The 20008-nt window shown below is 33.6% G+C and carries 17 protein-coding genes; 11 read left to right on the top strand and 6 right to left on the bottom strand.

Features of this window, described 5'->3' with window-relative positions:
• The first annotated feature begins 69 nt into the window (after window positions 1-69).
• The 3 genes from guaB (at window position 70) to STERM_RS07625 (ending at window position 4466) form a co-directional block, all read left to right on the top strand.
• Window positions 70-1530 carry an IMP dehydrogenase gene (gene guaB, locus STERM_RS07635; RefSeq protein WP_012861011.1) on the top strand — a complete coding sequence of 487 codons (1461 nt, stop codon included), beginning with the start codon at window positions 70-72 and terminating at the stop codon, window positions 1528-1530.
• A gap of 139 nt (window positions 1531-1669) precedes the next feature.
• A complete protein-coding gene (gene ade, locus STERM_RS07630) occupies window positions 1670-3376 on the top strand; it encodes an adenine deaminase (protein ID WP_012861010.1) in 1707 nt (568 codons plus the stop codon).
• Between the two features lie 79 nt (window positions 3377-3455).
• On the top strand, window positions 3456-4466 hold the full coding sequence (locus STERM_RS07625; RefSeq protein ID WP_012861009.1) for a hypothetical protein: 1011 nt from the start codon (window positions 3456-3458) through the stop codon (window positions 4464-4466).
• Between the two features lie 111 nt (window positions 4467-4577).
• Here the strand turns inward: STERM_RS07625 and STERM_RS07620 are convergent, their stop codons facing one another.
• Window positions 4578-5966: a DKNYY domain-containing protein gene (locus tag STERM_RS07620; protein WP_012861008.1), complete on the bottom strand. Its 1389-nt coding sequence runs from the start codon at window positions 5964-5966 to the stop codon at window positions 4578-4580.
• A gap of 304 nt (window positions 5967-6270) precedes the next feature.
• Between STERM_RS07620 and STERM_RS07615 the strand changes: the two genes are divergently transcribed.
• The gene (locus STERM_RS07615) at window positions 6271-6567 is read left to right on the top strand and encodes a DUF6506 family protein (protein WP_012861007.1); all 297 of its coding nucleotides are present in this window, start codon (window positions 6271-6273) and stop codon (window positions 6565-6567) included.
• Between the two features lie 106 nt (window positions 6568-6673).
• On the opposite strand, the gene glpQ is transcribed toward STERM_RS07615, so the two are convergent.
• Window positions 6674-7678 (bottom strand): glycerophosphodiester phosphodiesterase, encoded by a 1005-nt coding sequence (glpQ, locus tag STERM_RS07610; RefSeq protein WP_012861006.1) that lies wholly within the window; start codon window positions 7676-7678, stop codon window positions 6674-6676.
• Window positions 7679-7759: 81 nt separating this feature from the next.
• Here glpQ and trhA point away from each other — a divergent pair, with 81 nt between their 5' ends.
• Window positions 7760-8395 carry a PAQR family membrane homeostasis protein TrhA gene (gene trhA, locus STERM_RS07605; RefSeq protein ID WP_012861005.1) on the top strand — a complete coding sequence of 212 codons (636 nt, stop codon included), beginning with the start codon at window positions 7760-7762 and terminating at the stop codon, window positions 8393-8395.
• 84 nt (window positions 8396-8479) lie between these two features.
• Window positions 8480-9277, top strand: coding sequence for a tetratricopeptide repeat protein (locus tag STERM_RS07600; RefSeq protein ID WP_012861004.1), 798 nt, complete (start codon window positions 8480-8482; stop codon window positions 9275-9277).
• Between the two features lie 107 nt (window positions 9278-9384).
• Here STERM_RS07600 and STERM_RS07595 read toward each other — a convergent pair whose 3' ends face one another.
• Both STERM_RS07595 and tkt read right to left on the bottom strand, forming a co-directional pair.
• Window positions 9385-9774 carry a hypothetical protein gene (locus STERM_RS07595; protein WP_012861003.1) on the bottom strand — a complete coding sequence of 130 codons (390 nt, stop codon included), beginning with the start codon at window positions 9772-9774 and terminating at the stop codon, window positions 9385-9387.
• 360 nt (window positions 9775-10134) lie between these two features.
• Entirely contained in the window at window positions 10135-12114 is a 1980-nt protein-coding gene (gene tkt / locus STERM_RS07590) for a transketolase (protein ID WP_012861002.1), read from the bottom strand.
• A gap of 599 nt (window positions 12115-12713) precedes the next feature.
• Between tkt and glmS the strand changes: the two genes are divergently transcribed.
• A complete protein-coding gene (gene glmS, locus STERM_RS07585; RefSeq protein WP_012861001.1) occupies window positions 12714-14543 on the top strand; it encodes a glutamine--fructose-6-phosphate transaminase (isomerizing) in 1830 nt (609 codons plus the stop codon).
• A 107-nt stretch (window positions 14544-14650) separates the two neighbouring features.
• Here glmS and recQ read toward each other — a convergent pair whose 3' ends face one another.
• A complete protein-coding gene (recQ, locus tag STERM_RS07580; protein WP_012861000.1) occupies window positions 14651-16429 on the bottom strand; it encodes a DNA helicase RecQ in 1779 nt (592 codons plus the stop codon).
• A 489-nt stretch (window positions 16430-16918) separates the two neighbouring features.
• Between recQ and STERM_RS07575 the strand changes: the two genes are divergently transcribed.
• Complete coding sequence (locus tag STERM_RS07575; protein WP_012860999.1) at window positions 16919-17119, top strand: hypothetical protein; 201 nt, start codon at window positions 16919-16921, stop codon at window positions 17117-17119.
• Window positions 17120-17276: 157 nt separating this feature from the next.
• Here STERM_RS07575 and STERM_RS07570 read toward each other — a convergent pair whose 3' ends face one another.
• Window positions 17277-17711, bottom strand: a complete 435-nt coding sequence (locus STERM_RS07570) for an RrF2 family transcriptional regulator (protein WP_012860998.1) — start codon at window positions 17709-17711, stop codon at window positions 17277-17279.
• Between the two features lie 210 nt (window positions 17712-17921).
• Here STERM_RS07570 and STERM_RS07565 point away from each other — a divergent pair, with 210 nt between their 5' ends.
• The 3 genes from STERM_RS07565 to STERM_RS07555 are packed head-to-tail and all read left to right on the top strand — an operon-like array spanning window position 17922 to window position 20007.
• The gene (locus tag STERM_RS07565; protein WP_012860997.1) at window positions 17922-18575 is read left to right on the top strand and encodes an amino acid ABC transporter permease; all 654 of its coding nucleotides are present in this window, start codon (window positions 17922-17924) and stop codon (window positions 18573-18575) included.
• The gene (locus STERM_RS07560; RefSeq protein WP_012860996.1) at window positions 18568-19224 is read left to right on the top strand and encodes an amino acid ABC transporter permease; all 657 of its coding nucleotides are present in this window, start codon (window positions 18568-18570) and stop codon (window positions 19222-19224) included. The genes STERM_RS07565 and STERM_RS07560 overlap by 8 nt, the downstream gene beginning before the upstream one ends.
• Before the next feature lie 12 nt (window positions 19225-19236).
• Complete coding sequence (locus STERM_RS07555) at window positions 19237-20007, top strand: amino acid ABC transporter ATP-binding protein (RefSeq protein WP_012860995.1); 771 nt, start codon at window positions 19237-19239, stop codon at window positions 20005-20007.
• Window position 20008: the final 1 nt, after the last annotated feature.

Raw genomic sequence — 20008 nt, 5'->3', positions numbered from 1 at the left:
GTTATATTTTATACAGTTCGCCAAATCAAATTAAAACAAAAAATATTATATTCTAGGAGGTAATAAAAAATGGCTACAATTATTGGCGAAGGCTTAACATTTGATGATGTATTACTGGTTCCGCAGGCTTCCTCAGTTCTGCCCCATGAAGTTTCACTAAAAACTAGACTTACTAAAAACATAGAGCTTAACGTTCCGATCCTCAGTGCCGCAATGGATACTGTTACTGAGTCAGAACTGGCAATAGCTATTGCACGTGAAGGCGGAATAGGTTTTATACACAAAAATATGACTATAGAAAGACAGGCAGAGGAAGTAGAAAAAGTAAAGAGATATGAAAGCGGAATGATAGCCAATCCTGTCACACTAACAAAAAATGCTACTCTTCGTGAAGCAAACGAGCTTTTGAAACATTACAAAATTTCCGGTCTTCCTGTTATAGAAAAAGACGGTTCTCTTATTGGGATTATTACTAACCGTGATCTAAAATACAGAGATGACCTTACTATAAAAGTAAAAGATATTATGACAAAGGAAAACCTTGTTACTGCTCCTGTAGGAACTACCCTTGAGGAAGCAAAACAAATTCTTCTTGAACACAGAATCGAAAAACTTCCGATTGTTAAGAATAATAAGCTGAAAGGTCTTATTACCATAAAAGATATTGATAATATAATAAATTATCCCAATGCTGCAAAGGATGAACACGGAAGATTAAGAGTGGGTGCTGCGGTAGGAATAGGAAAAGACACTGTTGACAGAATATCTGCCCTTGTAAAAGCAGGTGTGGATGTGGTTACTGTTGATTCTGCACACGGTCACTCAAAAGGTGTCGTAGAAGCTATCAAGAAAATCAGAAAAAAATTCCCGAAGCTTGATCTTATCGGCGGAAATATTGTTACCAAAGAAGCTGCTGCTGATCTTATCAAGGCCGGGGTAGATGCTGTAAAAGTAGGAATAGGTCCCGGTTCCATCTGTACTACAAGAGTGGTTTCAGGTGTCGGTGTTCCTCAGGTTTCCGCTGTTATGGAGGTTTATGATTACTGTAAAAAACATGAAGTTTCTGTAATTGCAGACGGAGGAATAACACTTTCAGGCGATATCGTAAAAGCTATAGCTTCAGGTGCTGATTGTGTTATGCTCGGTAGTCTTCTTGCCGGAACAGAAGAAGCTCCGGGTGAGGAAGTTCTTTTTAACGGAAGAAAATTCAAGACTTATGTTGGTATGGGATCTTTGGTTGCCATGAAAAGGGGAAGCAAAGACCGTTATTTTCAGCTGGAATCTGCCACAGAAAAACTGGTTCCCGAAGGAATAGAATCTATGGTACCGTTCAAAGGAAGACTGAAAGATACTATCTATCAGCTTTGCGGCGGACTGCGTTCAGGTATGGGATATTGCGGCACACCGGATATCGAATCTCTGAAAAGCAAATCAAAATTCATAAAAATAACCAATGCAGGATTAAAAGAAAGTCATCCTCATGATGTAATAGTTACTAAGGAAGCCCCAAATTATCAGGCTTCAAAATAATAATGCACACAAAAAAATATCTCTAAAATAAAAAGAGATATTTTTTTATAAAATTTTTATAAAAATTTTTGATTATAATAAACTTATATTTTGAATTTTTCGCAGTACTTATAAAGCTGCAAATTCTGTAGGAGGAAATATGAATAAGAATATCTCGGAAATAATCAATGCTGCAATTGAAAAAGAGCTTCCTGATTTAGTATTTAAAAATGCAAAAATCATAGATGTTTTTTCACTTGAAGTAATTGACGGCGACATAGCTGTTCTTGGCGATATGATTATCGGTATCGGAAAGTACCATAATGCAAAAAAAGTCATTGATCTTAAAGGAAAATTTGTTTCTCCGGGTTTGATCGAAGCACATGTACATATAGAATCTTCTCTTATTATTCCGGAAAATTTTTCTACTGTACTTTTGAAACACGGAATTACCACTGCTGTCATAGATCCGCATGAAATAGCCAATGTAATGGGAATTGACGGAATCCGTTATATGATAGATTCTACTGAAAATACTGAGCTTGATATTTTCGTCATGCTTCCTTCATGTGTTCCCTCTACTCCTTATGAAAGCTCGGGAGCAGTTCTCAGAGCAGCCGATTTAAAGAATTTTTATTCACATCCGAGAGTTTTAGGGCTTGGAGAGCTAATGAATTACCCGGGACTTTTGGACTCAGATGCTGATCTTTTACAGAAAATACTTGATGCCAAATCATTTAATCTTTCTGTGGACGGACATGCACCGTCTATCAGCGCTCAGGGATTAAATGCCTACATTTCTGCCGGAATCACAACTGATCATGAGTGCGAAACTTATGAAGAGATGAAATTGCGATTAGAACGGGGAATGTATGTTTTTATAAGAGAAGGCACTGCTGCAAAAAATCTTGAGGCTCTCATAAAATATGTCAATTACAAAAATAATGATCTGATATGCTTCTGCACTGATGACAAGGAAATAATAGATATAGAAAAAGAAGGAAGTATCGACTATTGTGTAAGAAAGGCTGTCAGTTTCGGACTTGATCCTCTTCTTGCCATAAAAATGGGATCGTATAATGCTGCAAAGGCTCATAAATTATATGACAGAGGAGCAATAGCCCCGGGAAAGAAAGCTGATCTTGTTATTCTGGATGATCTTGAGAATTTTACTGTTTCAGCTGTTTATAAAGATGGAAAATTAATAGACGAAAATCCAAAATCAGATTTTTTGAAAATAAATGACCATAAAATCTTTATTTCCGAAGATATAAGCTGGGACATAAAGCTGAATTCAGATAAAATACGTGCTGTAGGGCTTGTTCCCAATAATCTTTTTACCAATGAATATATTATGAATGTAGAAACTGATAAAAACGGAAATTTTGTTCCTGACAGCAAAAAAGATGCAGTAAAGCTTTTTATCGTTGAAAGACATAGTCCGCAGAATAATAATGTAGGCAGAGGTATATTACACGGCCTAAAAATAAAAAAGGGCGTTATTGCCACTACTATAGGGCATGATTCACATAATCTTATTATGGCAGGATATAATAACGAAGATTTTTCACTTGCATTAAAAACACTGAAAGAGCTGAACGGAGGTATTACTGTAGTTGCCGACGGCAATGTTCTTGCCGTGCTTCCGCTGGAAACTGCCGGACTCATGACTTCCCGGCCTGTTGCTGAAGTGCTTGAGAAACTGGAAGAACTGAATAAGGCTTTGATTCAGATTGGATTTACCGGTGACTTTAGTCCGTTTTTATCTTTGTCATTTTTATCGCTCCCTGTTATTCCAAAATTGAAAATAACTGATATGGGACTTTTTGATGTTGAAAAATTCGGATTTGTAAATATTGAGGTTTAAATCCTGATTTTATTGTAAAATATAGTCAGTAAACATTTATATTAACAATATCTGAAAATTTATATTTTGAGGTGCTGCTATGATATTGATTGAACCAACAAAAATCTGCAAAGGAATATATAAATATATTTCCCGCAATAATTTTGCCGACTTTACTTTTCTTTATGATAAAAATTACAGTATTTATAGTCTTGAGCCCGGCTGTGAACTGAAAAATGCCGGCAGACTAAGCTCTGAAGCACAATTAAAACATAATACTGTATCTTTTCATCCTTCAGATAAAAAAGCTGCCGTAATTTTGCAGGATAGCTCCCTTGCCGTATATGATTTTAATGCTGATGTCCTTTGGCAAAAATCAGGTTTATTTGTGTGCCAGGCTTATACTAAGAACGGGAATTATATTTGGACTGTTGAAAAATTAAGCAGGAACTATCTGCGTATTTCAATATTTGATGCTAATAACGGTTCTCTGTTGAATTCTCTTGAAATAAAAGACACATTATATGATAGTGATCCCCATATTTCAGATATTCCGGACTCTGATAACATTATTCTAGAGCTGGCAGCAGGACAGGACGGCATATGTTTATTTGAATGCAGATATACAGATAAAATCGAACTAACAGAATTATTTCCGCACAATTCATATATAACACCTGCATGGTTGCCTGACGGAACTAAAATAATTACTCTTGAAAATGATGCCCAGGTTTATGCTCATTTTTCCTGTCCGCAGTATGAATTGCTTGGAGAACAGGAAGATATGGATTTTGATGATGAAGACTTAATGCCCGGTTATAATATGATTTATCTCAAAAACGGGCTTGCAATTGTTCAAAATATGAACTATCGTCATTTTCTCTTTGATCCTGTAAAATTAAAAAGGATTGATGAAATTGCCTTTCAAGGATATGAACCTGTACCGGCAAATCAAATTTATAAGAATTTGAAAGACGAGCATACTCTCTGCTCCCGTATTGTGTATTTTGACCGGACAGGAAATATTTTAACAGCACAAACCAGTGACAAAGACAATGAACCTGTTACTATCTTTATTGATGAAGATATGCTTATCAATCAAATAGTATAAATACCGATGGCTGATTGCGTATATATAAAACTGTAAATAAATTTATACAATATAAAAATGTATCTTTCAATTAATTCACAATACTAATTTTAAGATACATTTTTTATTATATTACTTTTTATTCTCTGAAATATTTGTGTATTTGGCAATTATTTTTCTCCACAGCTGTTCATCTACACGGTAAAAATCGATATAGTAATTTTTACCGTCATTAGATATATACGATTCTGAAATACGCGGAATCCCAGATGAAGAATACTTACCTGCGGGTATAATCCGTCTTATTTCATAATTAACTTCAAATGTAGACGGATTGGCATTTTCAAGTTTTTTCCATGAATCTTTTGCTTCGGTCTCGCAGCGTGATATTTTTACTGCTTCTGATGACCTTCCGAATAAAGGTTTATTTATCTCTTTTATTTCATAATAAGATTTTTCTTCTGCAGGATACCCTCTTAGAAATTGTCCCGTTAATTCCTCAGATACTTGAGTTTCAAGTATATCTGCAGAGATTTTCTCTTCTGAAAAATTATTTTCACATATTCCTGAAATTGCAGTATTAGTGTTACTTTTATAATACACATTATTTCTGTCTTTAGAAAAATTCCTGTTTATTATTTCAAATGTTGCAGAATCAGATCCGGCTATTTCTCTTCCTCTGTAATATACTCTTTTTTTATCTTTTGCATATTCATGTTCATTTTCTTTTATCTCTTTCATCATCATAAAAGTCAAAGAATCGGCACCATTAATAATTTTACTGTCATAATAAACATAATTCTTATCCTTTGTATACAGAGATGTCAGTATTTCAAATGTTTTCATATCTGCACCTCTGATAGGTTTATAATCATAGTGTTCTCTTACATATATATTATTTTTGTCCTTTACATGAAAATATCCCAAAACTTCAAAGGTCTTGGCATCTATCCCTTTTGCGGACTTTTCCTGAAAATATACATTATTTTTATCCTTGGAATAATTTTCTTTCAGTACCATAAATGTAGCCGGATCGGCATTTTTTATAATATAGATAGGATCACCAAGTTTTTCAACTGCATATACTCTCTTTTTATCCCTGACATAAACAAAGGGATAAGATTCGCCTATATATTCAAAAGTTTTTGGATCAGCATCCTTTAAAGGTATATTTTTCCACTTTGTTATATAATATACATTATTCTTATCCTTTGCCAGTAAGTCATTTATAACAGAAAAGGTTTTGGCATCTGCTGTCTGAAATACAGAATAATACTTTGTGCTGTCTGAATAATTATTTTCATTCTGATAATAAATATTCTTCCCGTCACTGACAAATTTTTTTTCTTTATCTCTGTCAAAATCTGTTATTTTTATCGGAGTATAATCTGAAACTTTAATACATCTGTCATGAGCTTTCCGTTCACATTTTACAAGCTCATATGTTCCGTATTCTCTTATAAATTCATCTCCATATGCAAAAAATACCAGTGAAATAAAAATAAAAACTAATTTCTTCAATATTCTGCCTCCTTATTTAATATTATTCTTAATTTAACTTTATTTCATTATATCAATTCAGCATATTGGTTCTAATATGAAATTTTTTGCTGATAAATGACTTCTCTTTATTTTATCTTAAAACATTTAATTAATAAATAAAAATTCTGAGCTTTATCTTTTCCTTTTCACTTAGATGCGGATATTTCATATATAATTTTTATAACAATATTCTAAACCAGCTTAACATACAGTTTCTTAATTTATCATAGTTTATAAAATATGGTATAATAAACAATAAATATAAAATCAGGAGGAATAATACATGAAAAAAAAATATGCATTTTTACTTATGGGAGCAGATTTTGACATTACAAAGGATCAGGTTTGTTTTGAAACAGAAAAGCTTATTTCCTGCCTGTATACAGTCCGTAATCCTGAAGAAGCCAAAACAAAAGTAACAGAGCTGGCTAATAAAGGATATGGTGCTATTGAACTTTGCGGTGCTTTCGGTTCTGAGCTTGCAGATGAGCTTATTACGCTTACCGAAGGAAAAATAGCAATTGGTTATGTAGTACATAACCCGCAACAGGATAATTTATTTGCGAAATTCTTCTCATAAATCTATTTAACAAAAAGAGCTGTCCAAAAAGGATTTATTTAAAAATTCTATTCTGCACAGCTCCTTTTTATATTCTTTTTTAAACCCTTATCTTTTCGTAATAACTCTACTTTGTCTCCACAGCCGGATAATCGGTAAAATAACCGTCAACCTTTAATACATCCCTGTAATATTTTACTTCATCCTGATAGCTCTTAAAGCCTTTCCCTACTCTTTCGATATTAAATGTATAAGCATGAACCAAAAAACCTATTTCTTTAGCATATTTATAATAATCTTCTTTTGATTTATTTCCATGGATAAGACTCTTATCCGGCCCTATGGCATCCGCATACTGTCTTATTTCATCCAGTCCGTTTTTTGTATAAAAGTACTTATAGTCATACTTTTCCTTTTTACCGTCACGAAATACTTTTATATCACCGCTTTTTCTCTTTGGTATCAGCTGTACCAGCTTATAATTAACATTATACTCAGGATTTATTATATTTTTTACCCTTTGCAGCTCTGCACTGTCATATGACTGTATAAAAATTTCATCCTGTTTATTATCATAACTGTATTTTTTTAATATATCAAACAATGCAACTGTAGTATCCTTTCCTTCACTTTTATAAAACCACACATCTTTCAGCTCAGGATAAATACCCAGTCTGGTATTATTTTCTTTATTATATTCTTCTACTAAATCCAGTACTTCTTCAAAAGAAGCTATTTTCGCAGTATCATCAGTACTGTATTTTCTGTTTTTAAACTGTTCAAATTTGAATTTCCACAGAATAAAATAACGGTTTGTTACCTGTAATGTTTTCAGCTCATCCATAGTAAAATCAATAACATAATAACTGCCGTTTTTTCTGGCTCTTTCCTTTGGAAAAACCTGTTTCACATTAGTAACATTATCAAGGACAGTATCATGAAAAACTACCAGCTTATCATCTTTCGTCATCTGAAGATCCTGTTCCAGATAATCGGCAAAATATTTTGCACTGTTAAAGGATTCCAGAGTATTCTCGGGGTATTCCCCGCTGTTTCCTCTGTGGGCAATGACTACTGCATTTCCAAAAACCGTAATTGAAAATAAAATCATAACAGTTAAAATTTTTTTCATACTTTACCCTCCTTTAAATAATTTGCATTTTTCCTCATTTTATTCTACAATTTATTATATCACATTAATTAAGGAGCATATATGAAAATAATTAATAAATTTCCCTTTGGGGAAGAACTGGCTAATTTTATAAGTCATGCCGCAGGCGGAGTCCTTTCAGTTGCTGCACTTGTAATTTTGATAATCCGTGCTGTTTCTCTGGGAAACACTTTAGATATAGTTTCATTTACCATTTTCGGAGCTGCTCTTGTTCTTATGTATACCACCTCCAGTATTTTTCATGCTTTAAAATGGAATAAAGCAAAGGAAATATTTGAAATTTTGGATCATTCAGTTATTTATGTCCTTATTGCCTCTACATATACTCCTTTTCTCCTTATTGTAGTCGGCGGAAAAGAAGGTATTACTCTTTTGGTTATTGAATGGCTTATATGTATTTTAGGTATAGTGTTCAAATCCTTTTTTGTACAAAAATTTGTCGTTTTTTCTACACTTTTATATATTATAATGGGCTGGCTTGTTGTCTTCGTATGGTATGACCTTCTGGCAAACATCAGTAATCTTTCTTTGGTTTTTCTCATACTCGGCGGTCTTTTTTATACTATCGGCACATTGTTTTATATGTGGAGACTGTTCAAATATCATCATCTTGTATGGCATATCTTTGTTATTTTCGGCAGCATCGCACATTTTTTTTCAGTTTATTTCATTCTTTAAAGATATTAAAAAAGCATATTTAATAAGTGTGCTTTTTTTATTATTAATTTTTATGTGTTATAATTAATCAGGAGGACAAAGTTAATGTATACAGTAATTATAAAAAACAAAATTAGAAAATTTTCTCTGGAGGAAAAGATATTAAAATTGAAAAAGAGAAATTATAAAAATGCCGAGAAAATACTAAAAAAGTCAAAACAGGAAATAAAATATTTGAGTAATGATTTTCTTATGGACAGAAAAATCTGTCTTTCAATAAAATGTAACAAAATTATTGCTGCCTTGGAAACTGATCCTGAAAAAAGAGGAAAGGAAATGTATTCTATAGGTTTTTCATATTCCTTGCTGGGAAAAAGCAGAACTGCAAAAAAATATTATATAAGTGCTGCTAAAAACGGGAACATTCGTGCAGTAAATGCTTTGGGCGTTATCTCCGTAAATGAAGGAAAATATGACCTTGCCTTGAAATTTTTGGAACATGCTGTAAAGCTGAAATATAATCCTGCATTAAACAGTCTCGGATTTTTATATTTTAAAATGAAAAAATATGACCTTTCGGAAAAATATTATAAAGAATCTATTAAATCCGAGCCTAAAGATTTTGGAGAAAAATTTTATAAATCTGAAGCAATGTGTAATCTGGGAATTTTATATGAAAAACAGGGTATGAATGAACCGGCTGTACAATATTACAAAATGGGCATAGAATATAATAAACATCCCAGATCTATGGTTCATTTGGGAAAATTTTACCAGTCAAAGGAAAAATTGGATTTAGCAAAGAAATATTATCAGATGGCAATTAATGAAGATTATAAGCCTGCCGAATATCTGCTGAAAAGGCTAAAAAATAAAACATTAAATATAAAAATGCATGTCTGAAAATATATGCATTTTTTATATTTATATCAGTTAATTTAGTATGTTTTCCATTGTACAAACTACAGTACCAAGAAGAATTTTTTTAATCTAAAATAATACCAAAAAAACTACGTAATTACACAGCTATTCATGGCAGTTATCCAAAAGCATGCTGCTGTTATTGCTGAAAGAGGTGTCATAACCAGCTTTTCTTTTTTACTCTGCGACATAAAATTCATTATTACATTTAATGTTAAGTAAAAAGCATAGAAAAAACACATTCCTCTGGTAATTCCGGCGGGAAGCATTAATTTCAGATAACCTCCCGTTTGCAGCAATACCAGAACTCCTGCTAATTGCAGTATTATAGAAAACACAAAAACAATCCGCATGTGTTTCGGTAAAATTTTATATTTGCCGCCCATTGCATATTCCCCAAGTGGGAATCCCAGTACAATTAAAATATACAGCACAATTACCATACCGAATAAAAAACTTCCAATCAAAGCTGATATCATCCCAGACCACCTTCTATCATTTTTTTGCTCTGTTTTGTCAGCAGTAAAATCTGCCGAAAAAATCCTGATTATTAGCAAATTTATTTTTTAATATTACAAAATTTTACAATTTCAAATAAGTATTTTTGATGAATCATTATTATCTTAGCATACCTGATTATATTCTACCAAATAAGTATCTCTGATCAGTTAAGTAAAATCAAAATTCTGTTGTTATTTATAGCAATATATCAATATCAAGGAATTTAACATATTCCTCGTAATGACAGTATCTCCATAGTTACTGCCAATATGTCAGATTAAAAAAACGACACAGATTTTTCTGTGCCGTTTAATCAACATTTTTATAAAATACCAGATTTATCCTTTTATTTTATTAACGATTTTTTCTACTGTAAATCCGTATTCTTCTATTACTTTTCCTGCCGGTGCTGATGCTCCGAATGTATCTATTCCTATTGCCAGTCCGTCCATTCCTACATATTTATGCCATCCGAATGTCGATCCCATCTCAAGTGATACTCTGCTTCTTACTCCTTTTGGAAGGATACTTTCCTTATACTCACAGCTCTGTCTTTCAAAAAGCTCCATACTCGGCATACTTACTACCCTTACTGATTCTCCTGATTTTTCCAGTTCCTTTGCTGCTCCCACTGCCAGAGATACTTCTGATCCTGTTGCTATTATTATTCTTCCAAAATCTTTGTTTGTCTCGTAAGATACATATGCTCCCTTTGCTACATCTTCCATTGACGAACCTTCTGTTACATCCAGATTCTGTCTGCTTAATACTAAAAGTGTCGGTGTCTTCTTACTTTCTGCAGCTACCTTCCATGCTCCCTGTGTTTCTCTGCTGTCTGCTGGTCTTATTACATTTATGTTCGGAATTGCTCTTAAACCTGCAAGCTGTTCTATCGGTTCATGTGTCGGACCGTCTTCTCCTACTGCTATACTGTCATGGGTAAGTACATAAGTTACCGGTAATCCCATTAATGCTGATAATCTTATTGCTGCCTTCACATAGTCACTGAATACAAAGAATGTTCCCCCGAATGTCTTCAGTCCTCCGTGTAATACCATTCCGTTCAGTATCGCTCCCATTGCAAATTCTCTTACTCCAAACTGAATATTTCTGTTTTCTCTGTGCTCTGCGTCAAACAGTCCTTCTCCTTTTATCATTGTCATATTTGAATGTGCTAAGTCTGCCGAGCCTCCTATGAAATTCGGTATCTGTCCTGCTATTGCATTTATCGCATCATTTGATGCATTTCTTGTTGCCTGTGAATGTCCTGCTTCATATGCCGGGAATTCTATCTTTATATTATCAAATAATGTTCCTGCTGCTATTTCTTCTATCTCTTTTCCCAGCTCAGGATATTTTTCCTTATACTTTCCTACAAGGGCTTTCCATTCCTCTGACTTTGCCGCTCCTCTTTCTGCTACTGATTTCTTATAGTCCTCATATACCTCTGCCGGAACTTCAAATGCTTCATAGTCCCATTTCAGATATTCTCTTAATCCTTTTGTTTCCTCTGCTCCCAAAGGTGCCCCGTGTGAACTGTTCTTTCCTGCTTTTGTTGGTGCTCCGTATCCTATTACTGTTTTTATCTCTATTAATGTCGGCTTTGTTACATCTTTCTTTGCTTCTTTTATTGCCGCATCTATTGCTCCAAGATCATTGCCGTCTTTTACCGTTAGTACTTGCCAGCCGTAAGCTTCATATCTCTTAGCCACATCTTCTGTAAATGTTTCTCTTGTTTCACCGTCAAGACATATATCATTGGAATCATAAAGTACTACCAGCTTCCCCAGCTTCTGTACTCCTGCAAATGAACTTGCCTCTCCGCTCACACCTTCCATAAGATCTCCGTCTCCGCAGATTACATATGTAAAGTGATCTATTATATTCATATCTTCTTTATTATATTTTTTCGCAAGATGTGTTTCTGCCAGTGCCATTCCCACCGCTGTGGCGATTCCCTGTCCAAGGGGACCTGTTGTCGTGTCCACTCCTTTTGTATGTCCGAACTCAGGATGTCCCGGTGTCTTAGAGCCCCACTGTCTGAAATTCTTTATGTCTTCCATAGACACATCAAAACCGCTTAAATGTAATAATGAATATATTAACATCGATCCGTGTCCAGCTGACAGTACAAATCTGTCTCTGTTCAGCCATTCAGGTTCTTTTGGATTCACGTTAAGGTGTTCGCTCCAAAGTGTGTACGCCATAGGTGCCGCACCTAATACTATTCCCGGATGTCCTGACTTTGACTTCTCTATCGCATCCACTCCCAGCATTCTTATTGCATCTACTGACAATTGTTTTACATTTTTTTCCATTTCTACATCTCCTCTTTCACATTTATTTTGAATCATAGTGACTTTGAAACTTTTTATTTTTTACAACGTTTATTTATTATATCAGATATTTAATCTTAATGTCCAGCTTCTGAATGGTTTTTTTATTTCCGATTTTCTTCCGGCAATTTGCACCTTATGAATTAAATTCATTAAAAATGAATTTTCAAAATTTATAAACATTAGTAATTTCAAAGCTTTCAAACCGCTTAAAAAAACAAAAAAATTAATAATTCATTTTTCATTCAAAAAAGTATTGCTTATTTTTTCTATTTCTGATACAATGCTTTCTATGGAAGGTTAAAAACATCATACAAGCGCCAGACCTTTAATTTTTAGAGCTTTACAATATAAATAAATAACACCTGATTTTTGAAAAAAGTTGTTTCATTAATCACATAAAATTTATATTAGTTCTGAAAATAAAGGTGACGAGGAGTTAAGAGTTATCGAATATTTCGGCGGGTACTCTTAGGGTGGTCACAACCCCAGCAGTAAACAAATCCTGTAAGCAATTACAGATACAAAATTACTGCAGTGACAATCTTCCTTGAAAATTAAATATTTTGAGGAGGCATATTATGTGCGGAATAGTTGGTTATATTGGGACTAAAAGAGCCCAAGATTTTGTGATGGACGGATTAGAAAAATTGGAATACAGAGGGTATGACTCTGCAGGAATAGCAGTTAACACAGGAAACGGTAAATTTGCTGTTACCAAAAAGGAAGGAAGACTGCAGAGACTCGCAGATGAATTACACACTAACCCAATCGAAGGTACAATAGGTATAGGACATACAAGATGGGCTACACACGGAAAGCCGTCTGATACAAATTCACACCCACACTTTAATAAAGACAAAACAATCGTTGTAGTACATAACGGTATTATAGAGAATTATCTTGAATTAAAAAAGGATCTGATTTCAAAAGGCTATGAATTTTTATCGGAAACAGATACTGAGGTTATTGCTCATCTTCTGGATATGAATTTTGACGGAGATATACTTGAAGCTGTAAGAAAATCATTGAAATCCCTTAAGGGGGCATATGCTCTCGGTGTTATGTCTACTAAAGATCCTGACAGAATTATAGCAGTGAGAAAAGAAAGCCCGCTTATTGTAGGAATCGGAAAAGGAGAAAATTATCTTGCATCTGATATTCCTGCTATCCTTAAATATACAAGAGATATGTATCTTATTGAAAACGGGGAAATTGTAGAAATAAAAAAAGACAGTATCAAAATCATGGATCAGGACGGAAATCCCATTAACAGAGATGTTTTTCATGTAGAATGGGATATCGAGGCTGCTTCAAAGGGCGGTTATGATTTCTTTATGCTTAAAGAGATATACGAACAGCCTGAAGTTATCACAAAAACTTTGAAAAGCAGAGTTGATGAAAATTATAATATTAAATTCGAAGATATAGGACTTACAAAAGAACTTCTTGAAAATATAAATAAAATATATATTGTAGCATGCGGAACAGCTTATAATGCGGGACTTATCGGAAAATATATCCTTGAAAAGCTCACAAGAATAAGAGTGGAAGTAGATATTGCTTCTGAATTCAGATATAGAAATCCTATTATTGATGATAAAACTCTTGTTATCGTTTTGAGCCAGTCTGGTGAAACTCTTGATACATTCGAAGCTTTGAAAGAGTCGAAAAAATCAGGTGCAAAAGTACTGGCAATTACAAATGTCGTGGGTTCTTCTATTTCAAGAGAAGCTGACAGTGTGGTTTATACTTGGGCAGGTCCCGAAATTGCCGTAGCTTCTACTAAGGCATACACTACACAGCTTGTTATACTGTACTTAATCGCAATAGATTATGCACAAAAAGTAGGAAAGCTTTCTTCTGAAAATGCAAAGGAATTTGTAAAAGAATTATTCGGACTGGAAGAAAAAGTAGCTAAGACTTTATTATATGAAAAAGAGCTTGAAGAGATTTCAAAGCACATTATTAAACAGCACAGTATGTTTTATCTTGGAAGAGGTCTTGATTATCTTACTGCACTGGAAGGCTCATTAAAGTCTAAAGAAATATCATATATACATTCAGAAGCTTTTCCTTCCGGAGAGCTGAAGCATGGTACCATTGCCCTTATTGACGACGGAGTGCCTGTAGTCATTAATGTTACACAGGATTCACTGCTTGATAAATCCGTTTCCAATATAAAGGAAGTAAAAGCAAGAGGTGCCTATGTTATTGCTATTGCCAAAGAAGGAGCGGAAAATATCGAGGAAGTATGCGACAAAGTATTCTACATACCAAAAGTAAATGATGATCTTGCATGTTTTCTAAGTATTATTATCCATCAGTTATTTGCTTATCATCTGGCTGTTGCCAAAGGCAATGATGTCGATAAACCTAGAAATCTGGCAAAATCGGTTACCGTGGAATAATAATTTTATTTTTAAAATTAATATCTATATTTCAAAAAACAAAAACCGGAGTTTAAGAGCATTTTACATGTTCCTCTTTCTCCGGTTTTTTTATTCTATAATATTATTTATCCTATTCCTTTTTCTATTACATATTCATTTATCATGCTCAAGAATTCCATTCCGTATTTTTTCAGCTTCGCTTCTCCTACACCGCTGATTTCAAGAAACTGTTCAAATGTACGGGGATATTTTACACTCATCTCTTTCAGCGAGTTATCACCGAAAACTATATATCCCGGAACATTTTCCGCCTGAGCTATCTGCTTTCTCAAGTTTCTCAGTCTGTCAAACAATTCATTATGCTCAAATACAGGTGCTGATTTCTTGACATTTTTAAACAGAACCTTTTCCTGTGACTTTAATACCCTGACAGATTTTTCATTGCCTGTAACCACAGGAAACTCGCCGTCGATATAATCCAGATAATTATGGGCAATCAAAGTATTTACAAAGCTTTTCAGATCCTCTTTTGTATATTCTTTCATGATCCCGTATGTAGTAAGCTCGTTTAGCTTAAATCCCAGAACCTTTTGATTTTTTGATCCTTTTAATACATCTACTATCATGTTTATTCCATATGGCCGTTTCATTCTGTAAACACACGAAAGCACCTTCTGTGCATCTATAGTTCTGTCGGTCATCTCGTAATTACCGCTGCAATTACTGCATGTTCCGCATTCTCCTTCATATTTCTCCTCAAAATAATCCAGAATATAATTTCTCAGACAGTTATCGGTATGGATAAAATCAGTAATTGTTCTTAGTTTCTTATATTCGTGAGCTTTTCTTTCTTCTGATTCAGTACTGTTTTCTATTAAAAATTTCTGAATCTGAACATCTCTCGGCGAATAAAGCATTATACACTCGCTGTTCAGTCCGTCCCTGCCCGCACGTCCTATTTCCTGATAATAGTTCTCAATATTACGGGGCATATTATAGTGAATAACGTATCTTACATTGGGTTTGTCTATTCCCATACCAAAAGCGTTAGTTGCTACTATAATATTAGATTTATCATAAATAAAATTTTCCTGATTGCGTTTTCTTTCTTCATCACTAAGACCGCCGTGATATCTTGTAACAGTACGGAATTTCCCAAATAAAAGTTCATAGACGCTGTCTACTTCCTTTCGTGTAGAACAATAAACAATACCGGATTGTCCGCTGTTTTTACCTACATAATCCAGAATATATTTTTTTTTCACTTCGCCTTTAATAACCTTGATTTTCAGATTCTCTCTGTTAAACCCTGTAATAAAGACTTTGGGATTCCTTAATTCCAGAACACTTACAATATCATCTCTTACTTCCTTTGTGGCAGTTGCAGTAAAACATGCTACTACAGGTCTTTTGGGAAATATATTTATAAAATCGGGAATATTACGGTAACTTTTTCTAAAATCATGCCCCCACTGAGATACACAATGTGCCTCATCTATTGCTATCATCGATACATCCAGATTTTTCATCAGATTGACAAAGCTCATGGAGTTTAATCTTTCTGGAGCAATATAAAGTATTTTAGTTTTTTTATTTTTCACATCGGTAAGTATATAGAATATTTCATTATCACTGAGACTGCTGTTTATATATGCCGCTTTTATTTCGAGTTCGTTTAACGTATCTACCTGATCCTTCATTAGTGATATCAAAGGAGAAATAACAATTGTTATTCCCTCGAGCATAAGAGCGGGAATCTGATAGCATATAGACTTCCCACCTCCGGTTGGCATAACGGCAAGTACATCTTTTTTATCATTTACGGTATTTATTATTTCTTCCTGACCTCTTCTGAAAGAGTCGTATCCGAAATATTTATTTAAAATGGAAATTGCTTTATTCATAAGAACTCCTTGTCTGTTTTTTTATTCCTATTCTAAATAATAACATTTTTGGGGTATTTAATAAAGCGAAACTTTATTTCTTGTCCCTCGAAAGGGACAAGAAATAATTAGTTGAGCAGAATCGGGGTTTTACAGTTAGTCGGCTTTCATTCACATAATTCCTCTTACCATAAACAAATTTATGAAAGGTTACTAAGTGTTAAACCGCGATAAAGTGATACTCTATTTCCCATCCCTTTCGAGGGACAACAAATAATTACTTAAACAAAATCAAGATCGCAATCAAAATGGATCAAAACACTCCTAAAATCCATTTCCCAAAAACACTAGAAAATCTAAGATTTTTTAAAAATATTGTTTTAAATGCCAAATTTTCAATATACCTTCACTTTCAAAATCACCTCTAATCTGTCGATATCCAAATGGGATTTTTCTATTTCTAATGATAAAATTACCATATAAAATAAGAAAGAAACATAGGAGGTAATTATGTTTATAAAAGAATTCATAGAGATTTTATTGGAAGGCGGACTGCTTATATTACTTGCTGCTGCAGGAATGTGCCTTTTTGAAAGAACTCAGGACGAAGAAATTCACGAAGAGGAATGTGAATGTAACAGCGTAAAGAAAACTACTCCATTTTATAACTTTATCATAGAAGATCCTGACAAAATGAAAAAGATCCTCTGATACTATAATAAAAACAGGACAGGATTAAGAATACTCTGATATATTCAATATTATTTATTTTTACAGATTATTACTGTATATTTTTAACATACTTTATAATTACTCTGCTTTCAGGGCTTTTTTGAAATGCATAAAAAACTGCCCTAAAAAAGGCAGTCTATATTATATAATCAAGCACATAATTTTCATCATATTTATTCAAAAGATCTTCAAGAGTTATATTATTCAACAGATTATTTACTACTTCATCTATTTTTTCATATACCTCTTTACAGACTATTGATACAAAAACTGATTTATCGGCAGTTTCTTCACATTCAGGTATATCTATGGTTTTTTCCAGACATCTTAATATAGTTCCCACAGATATTTCCGACGGTTTACTGGCCAGCTTATATCCCCCGTATGCTCCTCTTGTACTGATGAGCAGTTTTTCCTTATTCAGTATCTGAACTATCTGTTCCAGATATTTTTCAGAAACACCCTGACTGGCTGCTATATTTTTTAATGATATACATCTGCTTTTTGTGCAGTTTCCTGCGAGTTCCATCATAAGATACAGACCGTATCTTCCTTTAGTGGATATTCTCATTTATTATCACCTTTATTTAGTTATATAAAATATATTTATTTACTACGCGAAATATTATATCACATTTTATAATTCATATCAAATTACTAGGATTTTTTTCAATGCATTTATCAATTATATTCTATAATATATATTTTTAAATTGACTTTTTATATACAATCATATAAAATAAATCATACTAAAAAACTATGAATTGAAACAGGAGAGGTTATGGAATTAGATTTTATCTTTATGAAAGAACAGATCCCGTTATTTGTAAAAGCTTCTATACTGACTCTTCAGATAGCTTTACTCGGAATAGCCGGCTCTGTTCTTTTAGGCATAGTAAACAGTATCATACTTTATTACAAAATAAAAATACTTAATAAAGTTGTTGCTGTATATGTAGAGGTTTCAAGAAATACACCGCTGTTAATACAGATTTTCTTTTTATATTTCGGTCTTCCGGCACTCGGCATAAAATTAAGCAACTATACCTGTGCTCTAACCGGAATAATTTTTCTCGGAGGAAGCTATATGACAGAAGCTTTCAGAGCCGGGCTGGAATCCATAGAAAAAGTCCAGATAGAATCCGGACTCAGCATAGGGCTTTCCAGAAGACAGCTTATGCGTTATGTAATATTTCCGCAGGCATTTCGTATTGCACTGCCTGCCACAGGAGCAAACTTTATTTTTCTCTTAAAAGAAACTTCGGTTGTTTCTGCAATTTCCGTGGCAGAGCTTTTATACACTACAAACAGCCTTATTGCGATATATTACAAAACTTATGAAATGCTGTTTTTACTTGTTATTTCATACTTTATCCTTATAGGCCCTCTCTCTTTTATTTTATATATCACAGAAAGAAGGATGAAATATGATTAATTTAGATTACGGCAGTCTTGCTCAGATTTTTTCTGCTTTGCTCGAGGGATTATGGGTTACTTTGAGAATTGCTTTGCTTTCGATAATTTTTTCCGTTATTTTCGGAATCATTCTGGGAATTATTATGAATTCAAAGAATATTCTTGTTCGTGTGATTACCAGAATATATCTTGAATTTTTCAGAATTATACCTGTTATTGTATGGCTTTTTATAGTATTTTTCTGGATCCCTATGGGAACCGGCCTTAATATTACAGGCGAAGGTGCCGCTGTTTTAGTATTTTCAATGTGGGGAAGTGCTGAAATGGGTGATCTTGTAAGAGGAGCAATAGAGTCCCTTCCGAAGATACAGTCTGAATCGGCTAAATCCATAGGATTGAATAAAATACAGATATACTATTATGTTCTTATACCGCAGGCCTTGAAAAGGGTTATTCCCTCTGCCATAAATCTGAGTACCAGAGTTATCAAAACTACTTCCCTTGTTGTTCTTATAGGAGTAGTTGATGTGGTAAAAAAAGGACAGCAGATAATTGAAAGGACAAAAAGTGCATTCTTTATATATGCTCTGTTATTCTTAATATATTTTATAATTTGCTATCCATTGTCCTATTATTCCAGAAAGCTGGAAAAATCACGAGAAAAATAATATTATTGCGAGGTGAGAACAATTACAGAATTAATATTGGAACTAAGTAATGTTTCAAAATATTATGATAAAAAGAAAGTCCTGGACAATATAAGCCTGAAAATAAAAAAAGGCAGTGTTAATGTCATTCTCGGTCCGAGCGGATGCGGAAAAAGCACGCTCCTTCGCTGTCTGAACGGACTCGAGCCTATACAGGAAGGAAATATCGTATTTTCAGGAATAAACTTAAATGATAAAAAAATAAAATGGGAAAAAATAAGACAAAGAATAGGCATGGTTTTTCAAAGCTATGATTTGTTTCCTAATATGACTGTCATTGAAAATATACTTCTTGGCCCTCTAAAAGTACAAAAACGTGATAAAAGCGAAGTACTGGCTCAGGCTGAGGAACTTTTGGAGAAAGTCGGACTTGCAGACAGAAAAAATTCTTATCCCAAAGAACTGTCAGGCGGTCAGAAACAAAGAATCGCAATTGTAAGAGCACTTTGCATGAATCCGGAAATAATGCTTTTCGATGAAGTAACTGCTGCTCTTGATCCGGAAATGGTAATGGAGGTTCTGGAGGTTATGCTGAATTTAGCAGGACAAGGAATAACAATGGTAATTGTTACTCACGAAATGAGATTTGCCAGAGCAATTGCCGACAAAATTATTTTTATGGATGAAGGAAAAATATGTGAGATGAAAGATCCTGAGACTTTTTTTACAAATCCTGAAACAGAACGTGCAAAATTATTTTTAAATAAATTTACATATATCGAAAATATGAAAAGGAGAGATTAAT

It is taken from the genome of Sebaldella termitidis ATCC 33386, assembly GCF_000024405.1.
Lineage (GTDB): Bacteria > Fusobacteriota > Fusobacteriia > Fusobacteriales > Leptotrichiaceae > Sebaldella > Sebaldella termitidis.
Note: the sequence above shows the minus strand (reverse complement) of the source record. Positions and strands in the feature narration are given on the sequence as shown.